The organism is Streptomyces sp. NPDC002133, assembly GCF_040296405.1.
In the GTDB taxonomy this organism is placed as follows: domain Bacteria; phylum Actinomycetota; class Actinomycetes; order Streptomycetales; family Streptomycetaceae; genus Streptomyces.
In genome coordinates this window covers 25,692-40,936 of sequence record NZ_JBEOXF010000042.1, presented here as the reverse complement: position 1 = coordinate 40,936, position 15,245 = coordinate 25,692, and the positions used below count along the sequence as shown (strand labels likewise).

Genomic DNA, 15,245 nt, shown 5'->3' with positions numbered 1-15,245 from the left:
AGCTTCGCCACCCCGCCCTGCTGAGTGTGCCGGTCAGCGGACCGTCCGCGCCGCCTTCTCGATGATGTGGGTGACGGCGTCCGGGTGGGACACGGTCACAGCGTGGGAGGACGGGATCTCCTTGATGTGGGCGTTGGCGCGCTTGGCCATGTAGACCTGAAGCTCCCGGGGGATGATCTTGTCATTGGTGCCCACCAGGGCCCAGGAAGGGATGGTCTTCCAGGCAGGCTCGCCAGAAGGTTCGTTAAGGGCAGTGCCGGTCCCGGGACGCTGGGTGACCGCCATCAGGTCAGCGGTGTTCTTAGGGACATCCGCACCGAACGCCTGGTGGAACTTGGACTGGTCGATGTAGAGGTCGACGTCCTTGGAGCCGTCGGGGTTGGTGATCGGGACGGGACGCAGAACGTCGCCGATGACGCTGCCCTCGAACTTGCTCGCCAGCTCGTTGGCGCTCTCGCCCTTGTCGGGGAGGAAGGCGTCGGCGTACACCAGTGCCTTGACGTTGTCGGAGCCGTAGGCGGCGTTGCTGATCACCGCTCCGCCGTAGGAGTGCCCGACAAGAACCACCGGCCCGTCGATGCTGTCCAGCACGGACTTGACGGAAGCGGCGTCGACGCTCACGCTCCGCAGCGGGTTGGCTGCGGCCACCACCGGGTAGCCGTCCCTCTTCAGCTTCTTGATGACGCCGTTCCAGCTGGAGGAGTCGGCGAACGCGCCGTGGACGAGCACGACGGTCGGCTTGCCGGCCTTTGCAAACGTGGTCTTGGCGGCGCTCGTCGGACCGACCGAGGTCTTGGCGGCGCTCGCCGGACCGACCGACGTAGCGAAAAGGGCGGTGGCGACCGTTGCGGTGGCCACGAGGGTCAGAGGAGTGCGGGCACGCCGATAACGCGAATGACGGTTCATGATGAGCCCTTTCGAGGCAGAGGTTTCAGCCATGTCCGGACAGATGGAAATGGCCGCTGTACGGCAGGGTGCTGCCGCAAGTCATGGAGAGGCAGACCGTGGGCGGCAAGCGGAAACATGTCCGGGGCTTGCCAGGAGTCGGCTGCGGCCGAGGATCGGCTCGGTGAATCGATCGGGCTCGACGGTCCCGTGCCCGGGTTGGCAGGGTGCCGAGCGACCGTGCTGATCGGCTCGCCCACAGCGCTCATCGTGTCTGTGGGGTCGATGAACGGTGGAGGATGATCACTGTTCTGTGCCTGTAAGGTCCACGCGCACGAACGCCCAGGTGGCGGACAGCTTCAGTGCTGCTGGTCCTTCAGGTGCTGCGGCTGGGCAGCGCAGTACTCTCAGTTGCTGCGGAGGACGGTGCGCAGGGTGTGAATGGCCTGCTCCATCGCGGCAGTTGTGGCCTGCGTGGGCCGGAGGGGGTTGAGCATCATGAAGTCGTGGATGATGCCGTTGTAGCGGAGGCTCGTGGTGGGAACGCCGGCCTGGGTCAGCTTGCGGGCGTAGGCCTCGCCTTCGTCCCGCAGCACGTCGTTCTCGTCGACGATGACGAGCGCGGGCGGCAGGCCCTCCAGCTCCTCCAGGCTCGCCCGCAGCGGGGAGGCGGTGACCTCGGCCCGCTGGGCGGGATCGGTGGTGTAGCAGTCCCAGAACCAGGCCATGCCCTTCGCCGTGAGGAAGGGCCCGTCCGCGAACTCCCGGTAGCTCTCGGTGTCCTGGGCCGCGTCCGTGACGGGGTAGTACAGCGACTGGTGCACGAAGGTCACGTCGCCGCGCTGCTTGGCCATGATGGTCAGTGCCGCGGCCATGTTGCCGCCGACGGAATCACCGGCCACCGCCAGACGTGAAGCGTCCAGACCTTCCTCGGCACCCTTCGCAGTGATCCATTGAGCAGTCGCGTATGCCTGCTCGATGGCGACCGGGTACCTGGCCTCCGGCGAACGGTCGTACTCGACGAACACGACGGCGGCATTCGCCCCGACGGCCAGCTCGCGCACCAGACGGTCATGGGTGCCGGCGTTGCCGAGGACCCAGCCGCCGCCGTGCACGTAGAGGACGACCGGCAGCGTGCCCTCGACATCGACGGGCTTGACGATGCGTACCTGCACATCGCCGACCTCGGCTGGCACCGTGATCCACGTCTCCTGCACGTCCAGCTTCGCCACCGGCGCCGCCTGCAGGTCGTCCAGGACCTTCCGGGCACCCTCAGGGCCGAGCTCATACAGGAACGGCGGGTTGGCCGTCGCGTCAGCGAGCTCCTGCGCCGCACGCTCGAGAACGGGCTTGGTCACCACTGCACTCCTTAGGTCGGCAGTTCTTCAGGTCGGCAGGTTCTCTCCTGCTCTCGTCCCTTATGACAGGGCACGTGCTGAAGGTGTGACATACGCCGCACAAAAGGCAGGCGACACCAATATCGAGATCATGGAGCGCACCGCTTGAGGGCACTGGTGATCGAGTACAGCCAGCACTCCCGCCAGTGGCGGTAAGAGCCATCAAGCCGCTCTCGATACAAGCGTTCATGACCTTGGCCAGGACGAGGCTTCCCCGGCTCCAACCGCTGCCCGTGAGGTCGTCGGCGCAAACGGAGCATCGTCGCCTGGAAACGGAGCCGTGAGCTGACCCAGGGTAGTCGCGGCAGCCGATTCCGCTAGACGCCTTCTGCCGCGCCCATCTGCTTGTGGCCGTGAAGGGTGGCCCGGAGTGCCGCGCCGCTCGGGTGCTGCCGGGTGTCGGTCTGCTCGGTCAGCCGTCGGTACCGAGGATCACCGCGATACATATACCGAGCATCGCCATGGTGAAGAGAGTCGTCGCGACGTATGCGCCCCGGCGCAGCTGTGTATGGCGCTGCGCGAAGTGGCGGCGGCCGACCTCGGCCGCCGACCCGATGCTCCTGCATTGATCGGCAGTCGTGCGACATGCCACCGCACGCATGTCACACCGTCCGCGTCGGCGCGGAATCACTGCCGGCTGACAGGGCCCCTGCTGAAAGTGGCATCGCGGAGCCCGCACCTACCACTGCCACACCGTGGCACAGTGATGAGGTGCGGTTCCGGTGCCATCTGGAGCGCAGCACGAGGGCGCCGGTCTCGGTGCCGTGGTCATACGACGCGAACGGGTCGGCCGGTCGTTGTTGCGAAGCCCGCATCCTGCCGTGCGGCCCTTCCCCCATGCGGTGCCTTGACGTCAGGCGAAAGGGCATCCAGATCCGCTCGGCAAGCGCGGCATCGGGCCGCTCGCGCGCGGCGCGCCACTTGTGGAAGCTGGAGCGGGCTGCCTCCAGCACGGCTCACACCATGGATCCCCCAAGGTCCTGGCCAAGTCACGGCGGCTCGCCAGACCGACCTGCCCGAGGGTTCGTGAGAGGGCGGTTTCATGGCCCCACGTCGCGCTTCAACAGGCAGTCCACGGAACTGCCCGACACGCCGAAGGCTTACGGGGCCGTGATCACTCGCGCCAAAGCAGCTCCAGCCCAAAGCCGTTCCACCGACCTGGCCCGTCAGGCTGAAGCCGCCTGTGCGATCAGGGCTGGGTGGTGCCAGTGCTGTCGTGGATGAAAACGGCTCGGTTGTCCGACGGGCTGTACCGCTCCTGGAACTCGAACTCTTCGCCAGTACCTTCCGTCGGGGCATCCGGTGGTTCGAAGTAGAGGACGTAGGTTTTGGCCGTGTCGGTTTCACTCTCCAGTTGCAGCCACCCCGCGAAGCCCACTGCGGGAAAAGTACCCGTCGCCTTGACCGTGACCGCACTGGCCGAGCGAGTGACGGTGAATTGCGCCGTACCGAGCTCAAGGCGCTTGAGGCCACTGCCCTTCCACCGCCTGAAGAGATCGATCCACTCCTGCGGCCACGGGCCGCCGAGCGAGGCCGGCGGCATATCCGCTTCCAGACGGTCGAGGATCTGGTCCGCATGGGCGACCACATCCTCGTACGTCCACAGGTCCAGGGCGACACCCATGTGATCGCGGTCCGTCGCTCGGAACATGGGGCGGATGTGAAGCTCGTACACCGGGGTGCGCATCTAGGAGTACACCTCCATGAGGACCTCTTTCAGCTCGACTTCGTCGAGAGTTGCCACTGGCTGTGGGGGCAGAGCGGTGTCGCTGGGCGCCGGGACGAACGCATCATGAGCACGTGGTCGGCGACAGGCGTCAACGAACCGTCCAACACGGGGTGCGGGGTGGGTCTGCCTCCTGCAGCAGCTTTTTGAAGTAGTACAGGGTGAGCCCGATGCCAGGGCAGGAAGAGGTCACTCTCGTGCTCGCACGGGCCCGCCGCACCGTTGTGCAGTTCCGCCTGGACGTCATATCCAGGCCCAACGTCCGGGTTCACCTGAAGATCGCTGACGCAAGACGTTGATCGCGTGAATATTAATTGAGAGCCGGCCGCGTCGCGCCCTGGCTCAACACTGTCCAGTGTGAAACGGGATGACGCAGGTCGCAACTGTCAGCCTGAGTTGCGTGTTCTGTGTCCTGGCCGGATTCAGCGTGCTGGTGTGCGCCTTCCGGCTGTGCTGGGCGTTCGGCCTGCCGCTCCCGGAGAAGTGCACCGACCTGGAAGCCGGGATCGGCCAACGCTTCAAGGAGCAATACAGCCTCGCCGACGTCGTCGCCGAAGCCGCCCGGATCGAGGCCGTGGAAGGTCCGCTGACCTGGCGCACCGGCGACGCGATCCGCCACCGCCTCGGCGAGGCCCCGGCTACCGTCTACCTCCACCGCCTGGCCCTCGCGGCTTGACCGAACCCGCGGGCCCGCCGCCTGCTGCGGCGGGCCCGGCCCGGTCGACGCCGCGTGGGCCACGCTGGCGGCCAGGATCTCCCACCGGTGTCGGGTCAATTTGCCTCAGAGGCAATATGAGGGCCTTGATGTCACAGTCGATGGACCCTCTCGGTCTTAGAGTCCGACATCGGAAAGCCGGGCCAGAGAGGTGGCGGAGACTCGTGGCGAACGCGGCAGCGAGATCAGGCTTGGCCCCCTTTCGCGCCGGCTCCGGCCGAGGACTGGTTAACCGGCCTCAACGGTGGGGCGGTGCGTAAGAGTCGCTGTCCTGGTACGTCATTCCGACCGCGGACAACGACGTCCCGGCCGTCGCATCCGGCAATGAAGTTGCGTCTCGCGTTCGACAGATCATGACCGGCCATCGGGCCCATCCACTCTCTTGACCGGCCATCGGCCCATCCTAAGGAGCATACTGATGCAACCCGACACCATCGTCCTCGTCCACGGCTTTTGGGTGACGCCACGGGCCTGGGAAAGCTGGATCACCCACTACGAGAACAAGGGCTTCCGCGTCATCGCACCGCCGTACCCTGGATTCGACGTGGAGGTCGAGGCCCTCAACGCCGACCCGACCCCGATCGAGACTGTGACCGTTCCGGCGATCATCTCCAGCCTTGAGAAGCTGATCACGGGGCTGGACCGGCTTCCCATAGTGATGGGTCACTCCGCCGGCGGCACTTTCACCCAGATACTCCTGGACCGTGGCCTCGGCGCCGCCGGAGTGGTGATGAACTCCGCGCCCGTCCAGGGAGTGCCGGTCGTACCGCTGTCCCAGATCCGGTCCCTCTTCCCCGTCTTGAAGAACCCGGCCAACCGGCACCGCGCCGTCGGACTGGACTTCGACCAATGGCGCTACGCCTTTGCGAACGGGTTCCCCGAGGACCAGGCCCGCGCCACGTATGAGCGCTACCACATCCCCTCGCCAGGCAGCATTGTGTGGAACAGCGCGCTGGCCATCCTGAGCCCCGGCCACACCGATACGTACGTGGACTTCCACAACGCCGACCGGGCGCCCCTGCTCTTCCTCTCCGGCGAGCACGACCATCTCATGCCGCCGAAGGTCCAAGAGTCCAACGCCAAGCACTACAAGGCGGAGAACACCACCACCGAGACCAAGGTGTTTCCCGGCCGCTCCCACCTGATGCCCGTCCAGGACGGCTGGCAGGAGGTCGCCGACTACGCTCTCGACTGGGCGCTCGCCCACTCCTGAGCCGTGCCCGCCAAGCGTTCAGGACGGCATTTGTCCATCCCGAGCGCTGAAAGGGAGTACCACACGGATGCCGGACGGTACGGCAGATCGACGACGGGTGCCTGCACCCGGATGAGGCCGCGCAGACGCTTGGGCTCGCGCGGTCGACGCTCTTCAAGTAGCTGCCGCCTACCGTGAGGGCGGGAAGGACGCATTGCGGGCCCAAGCCGGCCCCGGGTCGCCCCTCGAAGCGCACGGGAGCAGTTGGACCGCCTGTACCGGCTGATCGTCGGCGGCAACCCGCGTCAGCTCAGGTCCGACTTCGACTCGGCGGCCACTGTGGCGGGCCTGGCAGCAGGACCCGGCCGCGGTCGAGCGGTGGTGGTGCGAGAAGTTCCCCGCGATCGAGGCCGAGGCGGAAAGGCAACGGGAACCGGAAGCAGTCACACAGTGGGAAACGGCATGATCAACCCGAAGATCATCCCACCCGCTCAGTCAAGGTTGCACCGCCCCGCGGCGGGTTTCTCCTGGGCCTGAGATCGACGCTTCGCACGCGGTCCATGTCAGCAACGCGGATGCCGTCACCCGCATCGTGAAGCGAGCCGCCTTCCACCTCGGCTGAGCCGACGGCCCCGCTGTGGCACGCGGTGCAGCGGCTGCCGGTCCCGACCAGATGAGGCGAAGTGGCGCCCCGGGCCGCACCGCCCGGTCGGGACCGCGGTCAGCCGGCTGTACTGCGGGCCGCAGCGAGCCGGCACGGTCGAGCGGGAGAACGAAGCGGACCGTGCCGGTTCCGGCGCCACTTCCAGGAAGCGGCGGAAGTGGGAGTCCTGGCCGTAGGCGGCATCAGCGGTGAGCCAGGCAATGGGGAGGGCCGCCTTCGGCCGGAGCCTGCGCCGGGCGCGTCGCCGTTCCTCCCGGCGGACTGGACTGCGGGGTCCCGGATGCCACCTTCATGACAGGCCCTCCGACACAGTCAGCTTGGCGTCGGTCCTGGTGGTGATCTCGTCCACGGTCACGCCGTGTGCGGTCTCCACCAGCAGCAGCCCGTCGTCGGTGACGTCCAGGACGCCGAGGTCGGTGATGATCCGGTTCACGCAACGCCTGCCGGTCAGCGGCAGCGCACACTCCTCGAGAATCTTCGGCGAGCCGTCCTTCGCGGTGTGCGTCATCACCACGATGACCGTGCGGGCGCTGTGCACCAGGTCCATCGCCCCGCCGATCCCGGTGATCATCTTCCCCGGGATCGCCCAGTTCGCCAGATCACCCGTGACAGACACCTGCATGGCGCCCAGTATGGCGACGTCGATGTGTCCGCCGCGGATCATTGCGAACGACAGCGCCGAGTCGAAGAAGGAGGCGCCCGGCAGGACCGTGACGGTCTCCTTCCCGGCGTTGATCAGATCCGGGTCGACGGCGTCCTCGGTGGGGTAGGGCCCGGTGCCCAGGATGCCGTTCTCCGACTCCAGGACCACCTCGACCCCCTCGGGCAGGTAGTCGGGGATCAGGGTCGGCAGACCGATGCCCAGGTTCACGTACTGGCCGTCGCGCAGCTCGCGCGCCGCTCGGGCGGCCATCTCTCCCCGCGTCCAGGCCATCAGCTTTTCACCGTCCGCTTTTCGATCTGCTTGTCGGCGGCCTGCCCGGGGGTGAGCGCGACCACCCGCTGCACGAAGATGCCCGGAAGATGCACCGCATCCGGGTCGATCTCACCCGGCTCGACCAGTTCCTCCACCTCCGCGACCGTGATCCGCCCGGCCATCGCCGCCAGCGGGTTGAAGTTGCGGGAGGACTTGTTGAACACCAGGTTCCCGTGCCGATCGCCCTTCGCCGCCCGCACCAGCGCGAAGTCGGTGCGAATGCCGCGCTCCAGCACGTACTCCACTCCGTCGAAGGTGCGGACTTCCTTCGGCGGCGAGGCAAGCGCCACCCCGCCGGAACCGTCGTAGCGCCACGGCAGACCGCCGTCGGCCACCTGCGTGCCCACCCCGGCCGGCGTGTAGAAGGCGGGGATCCCGGCACCGCCGGCCCGCAGCCGCTCGGCCAGCGTGCCCTGCGGGATCATCTCCACCTCCAACTCCCCGGCCAGATACTGTCGCGCGAACTCCTTGTTCGCCCCGATGTACGAACCTGTCACCCGCACGATCCGCCCCGCCGACAGCAGCACCGCCAGCCCGGACTCCAGTGCGCCGCAGTTGTTGGAGACGACCGACAGCCCGGACACGCCACGCTCGTACATCGCCTGGATCAGCAGGTTCGGCACACCGCTGAGCCCGAAACCACCCACGGCAAGTGACGCACCGTCCGGCACGTCGGCCACCGCCTCCACGGCCGTAGCGAGCACCTTGTCCATCACGCCACGACCTCCCCGGCCACGGATGTGGAACGGTCTGGAGCCAGTTCGACGGCGGGGGATTCGCCCGCCCACGCTGCCTGCAGCAGCCGGGCGACGCCGTCTCGAGTGACCGGAACCGGGTTGGCGTAGGGGCTCGTGACGACCTGCTCGACGATTCGGGCGATATCGGCCTCTGCCATACCCAGTTCGGCCAGCGACCGGGGTGCGCCGAGCTCACCCGCGAGAGCCCACAAGGCGTGTGCGGGATTGTCGGCTCCGAGGGCACGGGACAACGCCGCTACCGCAGCCGGGGCAGCCCGCTGGTTGTAGGCCAGCGCGTGCGGCAGGACCACCGTGTGGGTCGGCGCGTGCGGCAGGTCCAGTGTGCCCCCGAGCGCGTGGCAGAGTTTGTGGTGCAACGACATCGTCGTCGCACCAAGGCAGGCTCCGCACAACCAGGCACCGAAGAGCGCCCGCGCGCGGGCGTCCAGGTCCGATCCGGCGGCGACGATCGCGGGCAGCGCGGCCGTCATCGCCCGTACGCCCTCCTCCGCCATCATGGACACGATGGGGGAACAGTCGGGGGCGTAGAGCGATTCGACGGCGTGCGCGACGGCGTTGAGCCCGCTTGTCACCGACATGCCGATCGGGAGGCCAGTGGTGAGCTCGGGGTCGTAGAGCACGCTTACCGGCAGCACACGGGGGTCACGCCCGGTACGTTTGCGGCTCCCCTCGGTCAGCCCCCACACGGGCGTCATCTCCGAGCCGGCGTAGGTCGTCGGCACGGCGACGACCGGCAGCCCGTGCTCGAGTGCGACGGCCTTTCCCAGCCCGATCGCCGAGCCGCCACCGACTGCCACGCACCCGTCGGCGCCCAGTGCGGCGGCGCGCTCGCGGGCCAGGTGGGCGACCTCGATCGGAACGTGCATCCGGGCCTGCGCCAGCACCCCGGCGGCGCGTCCGCCGAGCGCCTCCGCGACGAGCTTGCCGGTGTTCTCCTGCTCCGGCGAGCACAGCACGAGTGTGCGGCCAAGTCCCAGTCGGTCGAGCTCGGCACCGAGCTCGGTGATGACGCCGGGTCCGAAACGCACGCGCATCGGCGACGCGTCATAGGTGAAACCCGTGGTGAACGGGTCCGCGAATGCCACTGCGGACGATTGGGCGGTCATCAAGCCTCCTTCCCAGCGGCCTGCAGGACCACGGCGAAGTCCACTGTGCGGAACGGGTTACGCAGGCCGGCCTGAGCCGCCCGTGCCGGGTCGTCGACCCACGGGAAGTCCCGGACGAGGGAGGGCTTCACCCCGAACACCGTGTCGCTGTCGATGTACGGCGAGTCCGCGACGAACAGGTGGGTGGTGATGGTACGCATTCCCGGCGCGGACACCTCGAAGTGGATGTGTGCCGGCCGGTTCGGGTGCCGGGACGTCGCCGCGAGCAGCTCCCCCACGGGCCCGTCGCCGGGGATCGGGTAGTGGCGCGGAACGATGGTGCGGAACCAGAAGTGGCCGTGGTCGTTCGCGGTGAACAGGCCGCGGAGGTTCTTCTGCGGCTGCACGTTCGGCTGCTGCACATCGTAGAAGCCCTCGGCATCGGCTTGCCACACATCGATCTTCGCTCCCGGCACCGGACGGCCGTCCGGCCAGGCGACGCTGCCGGTCACCAGGCACGGGTCCCCCTTGCCGCCCTCGGCGATGGTGGCGCCAAGTTCCCGGGCCGGGGAGGTGACCACGTGGAACGGCCCCTCGACGGTCGACTCGGTGAGTACGCCGTCCGAGCGGTGGTTGATTGTCTCGACCAACATCGAGATGCCGAGTACGTCCGAAAGCAGGATGAACTCCTGCCGGGTGTCCGAGCACGTCTGGCCGGTCTCGGTGAGGAAGCGGATCGCGGTGGCCCATTCATCCTCGGTCAGCTCGACATCCTTGACGAACTCGTGCAGGTGCGTCACCAGCGAGGTGAACACCCGCTGTAGCCGTGGATCACCGGTGTTCGCGAAGCTGGCGGAGACCACTTCCGCCGAGCGGGCCTCGCTGAAAAGCTCCGGGCCGGCTTGGGCCGGTTGAGCAGGCGCGCCGCGGTCGGACGTGGTAGGGCGCAGGTTCACGGTCATTCGTGCCTCTCGTGGTCGGGTGCCGTTACGGCCCTGGGCGAGGTCGGTCCGGGACTGCCGGTGGCGGGCGCGCGAGACGGTTGCCCACGCATGTGTGGAGACCGAATCCGAACGCAACGTGCTTCGCCCGACGGCGCGGTCGATATCGAGCTCGTCCGGGCCGAACGTGCCGAGAGACGTGTTGCGCGCATCGTGTCGGTGAGGTCGGTCTCAGCCCAGGGCCCGGCCCTGGCCGACCCGTCGGGCCTTGATCGTTCGGATGATCGGCGCGGCTGCGGCCAGGACGGCGAGCGCTGCTGCTCCGGCCCCGATGGCCAGGGCGCCAGGGCCATCGGCCACTGCCCAGGGCAGGGCGAGTGCTGCATCGAGGGACCAGGCGCCGGCGCCGGTGAAGGCGAGCGCGGCGGCGAGCACGGCCAGCACCAACGGATACTCACCGCCGCCGGCGGAGTTCCAGGAATTGCCTGCATTCGTCGTCATGGCGACTCCGGCGACGAGCATCGTCCCAGCCGCGATCGCGGCACCCAGTGGAACGCCGAGTCCGAGGATGAGCAGCACGGCGGCGGCCAGCTCGCAGGTTGCCGCGAGCAGCGCCATCGGCCGGCCGGGCACCTGGCCGAGCGCCTCGAAGATCACGGCGGCCCTTTCGGGACCCGGCCCGTTGAACCATCCGGCCAGCTTCTGGGTGGCGTGGGCGAAGAGAACGAACCCTATGAGCACGCGGAGCAGCAGCAGTCCAACATCGAGCGACATGGCATTTCCGTTCGTTCGTTTGGCGATGACCGGGCGACGCAGGTGGCGTCGGTAAGTGCTCCTGACAGTGGTCGGACCGAAGGTTGGGGTCAGCCGCGGGGTAACAGCGGCCTCCTCCTGGCCCGGTGAAGTTGCCCCGCTCGGATGAGACGGAAGCAACTTCACCGGAGCCGAGGGACGTTCATCGCCTTCGAGCTTCTCGCGACAACTCGGACGACCCGTTGCTGTCGAAGTCGCTTCCGGCCTTCCGGCCTCAGCTCCTGCGGAGGATCGAGACGTCGTCGTTGTCGATGAGGTCGGGGACGGTCCACCCGTTCAGGTCGTACTCCGCCATGCACTGCTCGGCGTAACCGCGCATCTGGTCAGCCGCGCCGGAGGCCTCAGAGTTGAGCAACGCATCGATCCGGATCTGCTCGTGGTTTCCGGCGTAGTTCATCTCGTACAGCTCGTGGCGTCCACCGAACTCGGAGCCGATGGAGTCCCAGATCAGCTTCATCAGCTTGACCCGCTCGACGGCGTCAATGCCGTTCGAACCCCGCACGAACCTGTCGAGGTAGGGCCGGACCTCGGGGTTCTTGAAGTCTGCGGCGCTGGAGGGCAGGTAGACGAGGGCCGAGCCGAGATCCCGCATGATGATCTCGCGGATGCGTGGGTAGCCCTGGGTCATGAACCAGCGGTAGACCATGCCGTACTCGAGGTTGGGCAGCAATGCCCCGTTCTTCCACTCGGTGGGCCGGGCGACCTGTACGTCAGAGAGCGCCCAGAACATATTGCGCCAGTTGATGACTTCGCCGACGCGGGTCTGCACGCCGCGGAAGTCCTTCGTCCCCGTGGCCTCCAAGCCCTTGAGCAACAAGCCGGCAAGGAAGTCGAGCTTGACTGCAAGCCGCGTGACCCCGTGGAAGGTGAGGCGGTGAAGGAAGCCCGAGTGCGGCAGGAAGCTGCTCGCGGCCTCCGTGTCCCCGTAGATGAGGACGTTCTCCCAGGGCACGAGAACCTTGTCCATCACGAAGATGGTGTCGTTCTCATCCAGCCGGCTCGACAGCGGGTAGTCGAACGGGCTACCGGTGACTGCGGCGTTGTACGAGTAGGAGGGACGGCAGATCAGCTTCATCCCCGGGGCACCGGCCGGGACCGTACAGACGAGCGCGAACTCGCGCTTCTTGATCGGCAGCCCGTAGTGGGCGATGAAGTTGTAGTTCGTGATGGCCGATCCGGTGGCCACGACCTTTGCGCCACTGACGATCAGTCCTGCGTCGACTTCCTTTTCCACATGCAGGAAGACATCGGCGACCTCGTCCGGGCTTCGGTGCCGGTCGACCGGGGGGTTGATGATGGCGTGGTTCCAGTAGTGCAGGTTTTCCTGGGACTCGCGGTACCAGCGGAGGGCGTTGGGCGCGTACTCGCCGTAGAAATCGGAGTTCGCGCCGAGCGTGCCGAGGAAGCTGGCCTTGTAGTCGGGGCTGCGGCCCATGAAGCCGTAGGTCATGCGGGCCCACTCGGCGATCGCGGCCTGGTCGGCCTTGAGATCCTCGATGCTGCGGGGCGTCCGGAAGAACGGATGGGTGAAACCTTCGCTCCCGGTGTCGGTCGGCGTGGTGAGGACGTCGCGGTGATCGGGGTCGTGCATCGCGTCGTAGAGCCGCGCGGTCATCCGTACGGCGTTGCGGAAGGCAGGATGCGTGGTGACGTCGGTGACCTTCTCGCCGTGCAAGAAGATCTCGCGGCCGTCGCGGAGACTCTCGATGTATTCATCCCCCGTCATGGGCCTGGACACCGTCTGGGCCGTGGGGGTCGGCGCCGATTCATGCTGAACGGTCATAACTTGCTCCCTCGTGTGTTCGGGACTGTGCGGCAACCTGCTGCGGATGGCCGGCCGTGGCCTTTCCCATCAGCCGGCCATCCGGGCGGGCCGGTCGCGCTGGGAGGTGGCAAACCAGGTGGTGCTGGAGGGCGCGTCGCCGGAGCCGTCCCAGGGGACGGGACCGTGGTGGGCAGGAAGAGCGTGGAACTCACCGGTGTGGAACAGCAGCGGTCGCCCGGAGTGGACTCGGAATTCCTGCACCTCGCCCAGATACAGGACGTGGTCACCGCCGTCGTAGTGGCGCCATGCGGTGCAGGAGACAGTGGCGAGGCAGCCTGCGAGACGCGGCGCACCGCAGCGGCTGTCGTCATCCCACTCGACCACATGCGGAGCCTGCCGTCCTGCGAAGTGCAGCGCCACATCGTGCTGCTGTGCCTCGAGGACGTTCACGGAGAAGGCGGTTTGCTCCATGAGGCGGCAGAGCCGCGAGCGCCGGTCGAGTGAGACAAGCACCAGGGGTGGATCCAGGGATACGGCGGTGAACGCGTTGACCGTCGCGCCGTGCAGCTCGCCCTCGCGCGCGCGGCAGGTCACCACCGTGACACCGGTGGCGAAATGTCCGAGGCACCGGCGCAGTTCCCGTGGGTCGATCGCCATCTGCCACACCTTCCGTCAGGAGTGCTGGACATCGAGACCGGTCTCGCTCGCCCCGTCCGAGCGGGCGAGGAGCCCGGTCAGTACCCGGCTGAGCTCGGTCGTGGGATCGGCCACTCCACCGCGGCTGCGCCAGCCGACGAATCCGTCGGGACGGACGAGCGCGGCTCCGTCCGGGCCGATCCCGTAGGCGGCCGCGATGTCATCGCCTCGTGTGCTGACCAGCGGGCTGGCCACCGGTAGGCCATTGCGGGCCGCCGTCTGTGCCGCCTCCTGCCATGGCCGGCCCAAATCCCCGGTCAGAAGGACGAAGCCGGTTCCGAACAGGTCGAGGGTGGATCGATCGGGGGCGAGTTCGACATGAGGTGCGCGGGTTCCGGGTTGTCCGCTCGCCTTCCGGGGGTGCCCGACCAGTGTGTCGTCGTCTGCCGCATCGGGATCGGGCAGGATCGCTGCCGAGTGGTAGCGGTAGCCGATTTCCATGCTGAAGTCGTCCACGAGCTCAGGGACGTCCTCGGTCATCAGCTCTGGCGTGACACGGTGGCGGTAGCGTGAGTATGCCTGGTCGATCGTCAGGTCACCGACCGGGCGGCGCTCGGCGTCGTAGCTGGCCAGCAGTGCTTCGCCGGCTGTGCCTTGAACGACCATCGCGAGCTTCCACGCGAGGTTGTGCGCGTCGTGAATACCGGTGTTGCCGCCGAACCCTCCGTTGGGCGGTACCACGTGGGCCGCGTCTCCGGCGAGGAAGATCCGGCCCGCCTGGTAGCGTTCGGCCACGTCGGCGGTGGCCACCCATTCCGCGACGTCGTCGATCTGCACAGGAAGATCCGGCAGTCCGATGGCACTCCGGAGGAGTCGGGCGGCCCGGTCGGTCGTGAGCTCTGACGTGACGTCCAAGGAGCCCGAAACGGTGGGATCACCAAGGGTGTTGACGACGAGGAATCCCGACGTCCCCGTTCGCTCGAATCGGAAGAAGCCACGCAGGGCCGGGTTGTTGACGTAGATGACGCCGAGTTCGGTCCCCTCGAGGAGTTGACGGCAGTCGGCGCGGAAGTAGATCGTCGCGCTGCGGGAGAGCCGGCCATGTCCGCCCATCTTGATCCCGAGCTGCTCGCGGATTGGGCTGCGGTTGCCGTCGGCTGCGACGAGGTACCGGCTCCGAACCCGGTCCAGCGCGCCGGTCCCATGGTCTCGGACGGTGGCGGTGACGCCTTCGTCGTCCTGCTCGAGGGACACAACTTCGGCGTTGTAGCGGAGGCGCGCCCCGAAGGCCTCGGCGCGCTCCCGCAGCAACGGCTCCAGAGCATCCTGGGCAACGAACAGGCGGCGGGAGGGACTGAACTCGGCCACCCCTTGATTGAGGTCCGGGATATAGGTCGCGACCTCGCCTTCGGCCAGGGTGCGGACCTCGTTGATACCACCGTTGGGGAAGTACCGCTCGGCCGAGAGCTGCTGGAGGGGCCGTTCGAGCCCGACCGCACGCATCAACTCGAGAGTGCGCAGGTGCAGGTGTCCTGCACGGGGGTGGATGGCAGTGCCTGGGTGGCGCTCGACTGTAAGAACTTCGACGCCCTGCTGGGCGAGGAACAGCGCCGTGGACAGCCCGACGAGGCTGCCGCCGACGATCAGGACTGGGACCTCTTTCGTGTTCATGGTGTGCGTCACACCAGGAAC

At 67.5% G+C, this 15,245-nt stretch carries 13 protein-coding genes; 2 read left to right on the top strand and 11 right to left on the bottom strand.

Annotated features, from left to right (window positions below; genetic code table 11):
* Positions 1-33: 33 nt before the first annotated feature.
* The 3 genes from ABT078_RS30005 to ABT078_RS29995 all read right to left on the bottom strand — a co-directional run bounded on the left by ABT078_RS30005 (position 34) and on the right by ABT078_RS29995 (position 3,969).
* Positions 34-906 carry an alpha/beta fold hydrolase gene (locus tag ABT078_RS30005; protein WP_351233167.1) on the bottom strand — a complete coding sequence of 291 codons (873 nt, stop codon included), beginning with the start codon at positions 904-906 and terminating at the stop codon, positions 34-36.
* 386 nt (positions 907-1,292) lie between these two features.
* The gene (locus ABT078_RS30000) at positions 1,293-2,243 is read right to left on the bottom strand and encodes an alpha/beta hydrolase (protein ID WP_351233165.1); all 951 of its coding nucleotides are present in this window, start codon (positions 2,241-2,243) and stop codon (positions 1,293-1,295) included.
* A 1,228-nt stretch (positions 2,244-3,471) separates the two neighbouring features.
* Positions 3,472-3,969 (bottom strand): hypothetical protein, encoded by a 498-nt coding sequence (locus ABT078_RS29995; RefSeq protein ID WP_351233163.1) that lies wholly within the window; start codon positions 3,967-3,969, stop codon positions 3,472-3,474.
* 439 nt (positions 3,970-4,408) lie between these two features.
* On the opposite strand from ABT078_RS29995, the gene ABT078_RS29990 reads away from it, so the two are divergent.
* On the top strand, positions 4,409-4,684 hold the full coding sequence (locus ABT078_RS29990; protein WP_351233161.1) for a hypothetical protein: 276 nt from the start codon (positions 4,409-4,411) through the stop codon (positions 4,682-4,684).
* Between the two features lie 457 nt (positions 4,685-5,141).
* A complete protein-coding gene (locus ABT078_RS29985) occupies positions 5,142-5,936 on the top strand; it encodes an alpha/beta hydrolase (RefSeq protein ID WP_351233159.1) in 795 nt (264 codons plus the stop codon).
* A 932-nt stretch (positions 5,937-6,868) separates the two neighbouring features.
* On the opposite strand, the gene ABT078_RS29980 is transcribed toward ABT078_RS29985, so the two are convergent.
* From ABT078_RS29980 to ABT078_RS29945, 8 genes are all read right to left on the bottom strand, one after another.
* Complete coding sequence (locus ABT078_RS29980) at positions 6,869-7,513, bottom strand: CoA transferase subunit B (protein ID WP_351233157.1); 645 nt, start codon at positions 7,511-7,513, stop codon at positions 6,869-6,871.
* Positions 7,513-8,268: a CoA transferase subunit A gene (locus tag ABT078_RS29975; RefSeq protein ID WP_351233155.1), complete on the bottom strand. Its 756-nt coding sequence runs from the start codon at positions 8,266-8,268 to the stop codon at positions 7,513-7,515. Before ABT078_RS29975 ends, ABT078_RS29980 begins: the two co-directional genes overlap by 1 nt.
* Positions 8,268-9,419, bottom strand: a complete 1,152-nt coding sequence (locus tag ABT078_RS29970; protein ID WP_351233153.1) for a maleylacetate reductase — start codon at positions 9,417-9,419, stop codon at positions 8,268-8,270. Before ABT078_RS29970 ends, ABT078_RS29975 begins: the two co-directional genes overlap by 1 nt.
* On the bottom strand, positions 9,419-10,348 hold the full coding sequence (locus ABT078_RS29965; RefSeq protein ID WP_502981388.1) for a dioxygenase family protein: 930 nt from the start codon (positions 10,346-10,348) through the stop codon (positions 9,419-9,421). Before ABT078_RS29965 ends, ABT078_RS29970 begins: the two co-directional genes overlap by 1 nt.
* A 222-nt stretch (positions 10,349-10,570) precedes the next feature.
* Positions 10,571-11,113: a DoxX family protein gene (locus ABT078_RS29960; RefSeq protein WP_351233151.1), complete on the bottom strand. Its 543-nt coding sequence runs from the start codon at positions 11,111-11,113 to the stop codon at positions 10,571-10,573.
* A 253-nt stretch (positions 11,114-11,366) separates the two neighbouring features.
* Positions 11,367-12,878, bottom strand: a complete 1,512-nt coding sequence (locus tag ABT078_RS29955; protein WP_502981387.1) for a 4-hydroxyphenylacetate 3-hydroxylase family protein — start codon at positions 12,876-12,878, stop codon at positions 11,367-11,369.
* 126 nt (positions 12,879-13,004) lie between these two features.
* Positions 13,005-13,574 carry a flavin reductase family protein gene (locus ABT078_RS29950; protein ID WP_351233146.1) on the bottom strand — a complete coding sequence of 190 codons (570 nt, stop codon included), beginning with the start codon at positions 13,572-13,574 and terminating at the stop codon, positions 13,005-13,007.
* Positions 13,575-13,589: 15 nt separating this feature from the next.
* On the bottom strand, positions 13,590-15,236 hold the full coding sequence (locus ABT078_RS29945; RefSeq protein WP_351233144.1) for an FAD-dependent monooxygenase: 1,647 nt from the start codon (positions 15,234-15,236) through the stop codon (positions 13,590-13,592).
* Positions 15,237-15,245 lie beyond the last annotated feature (9 nt).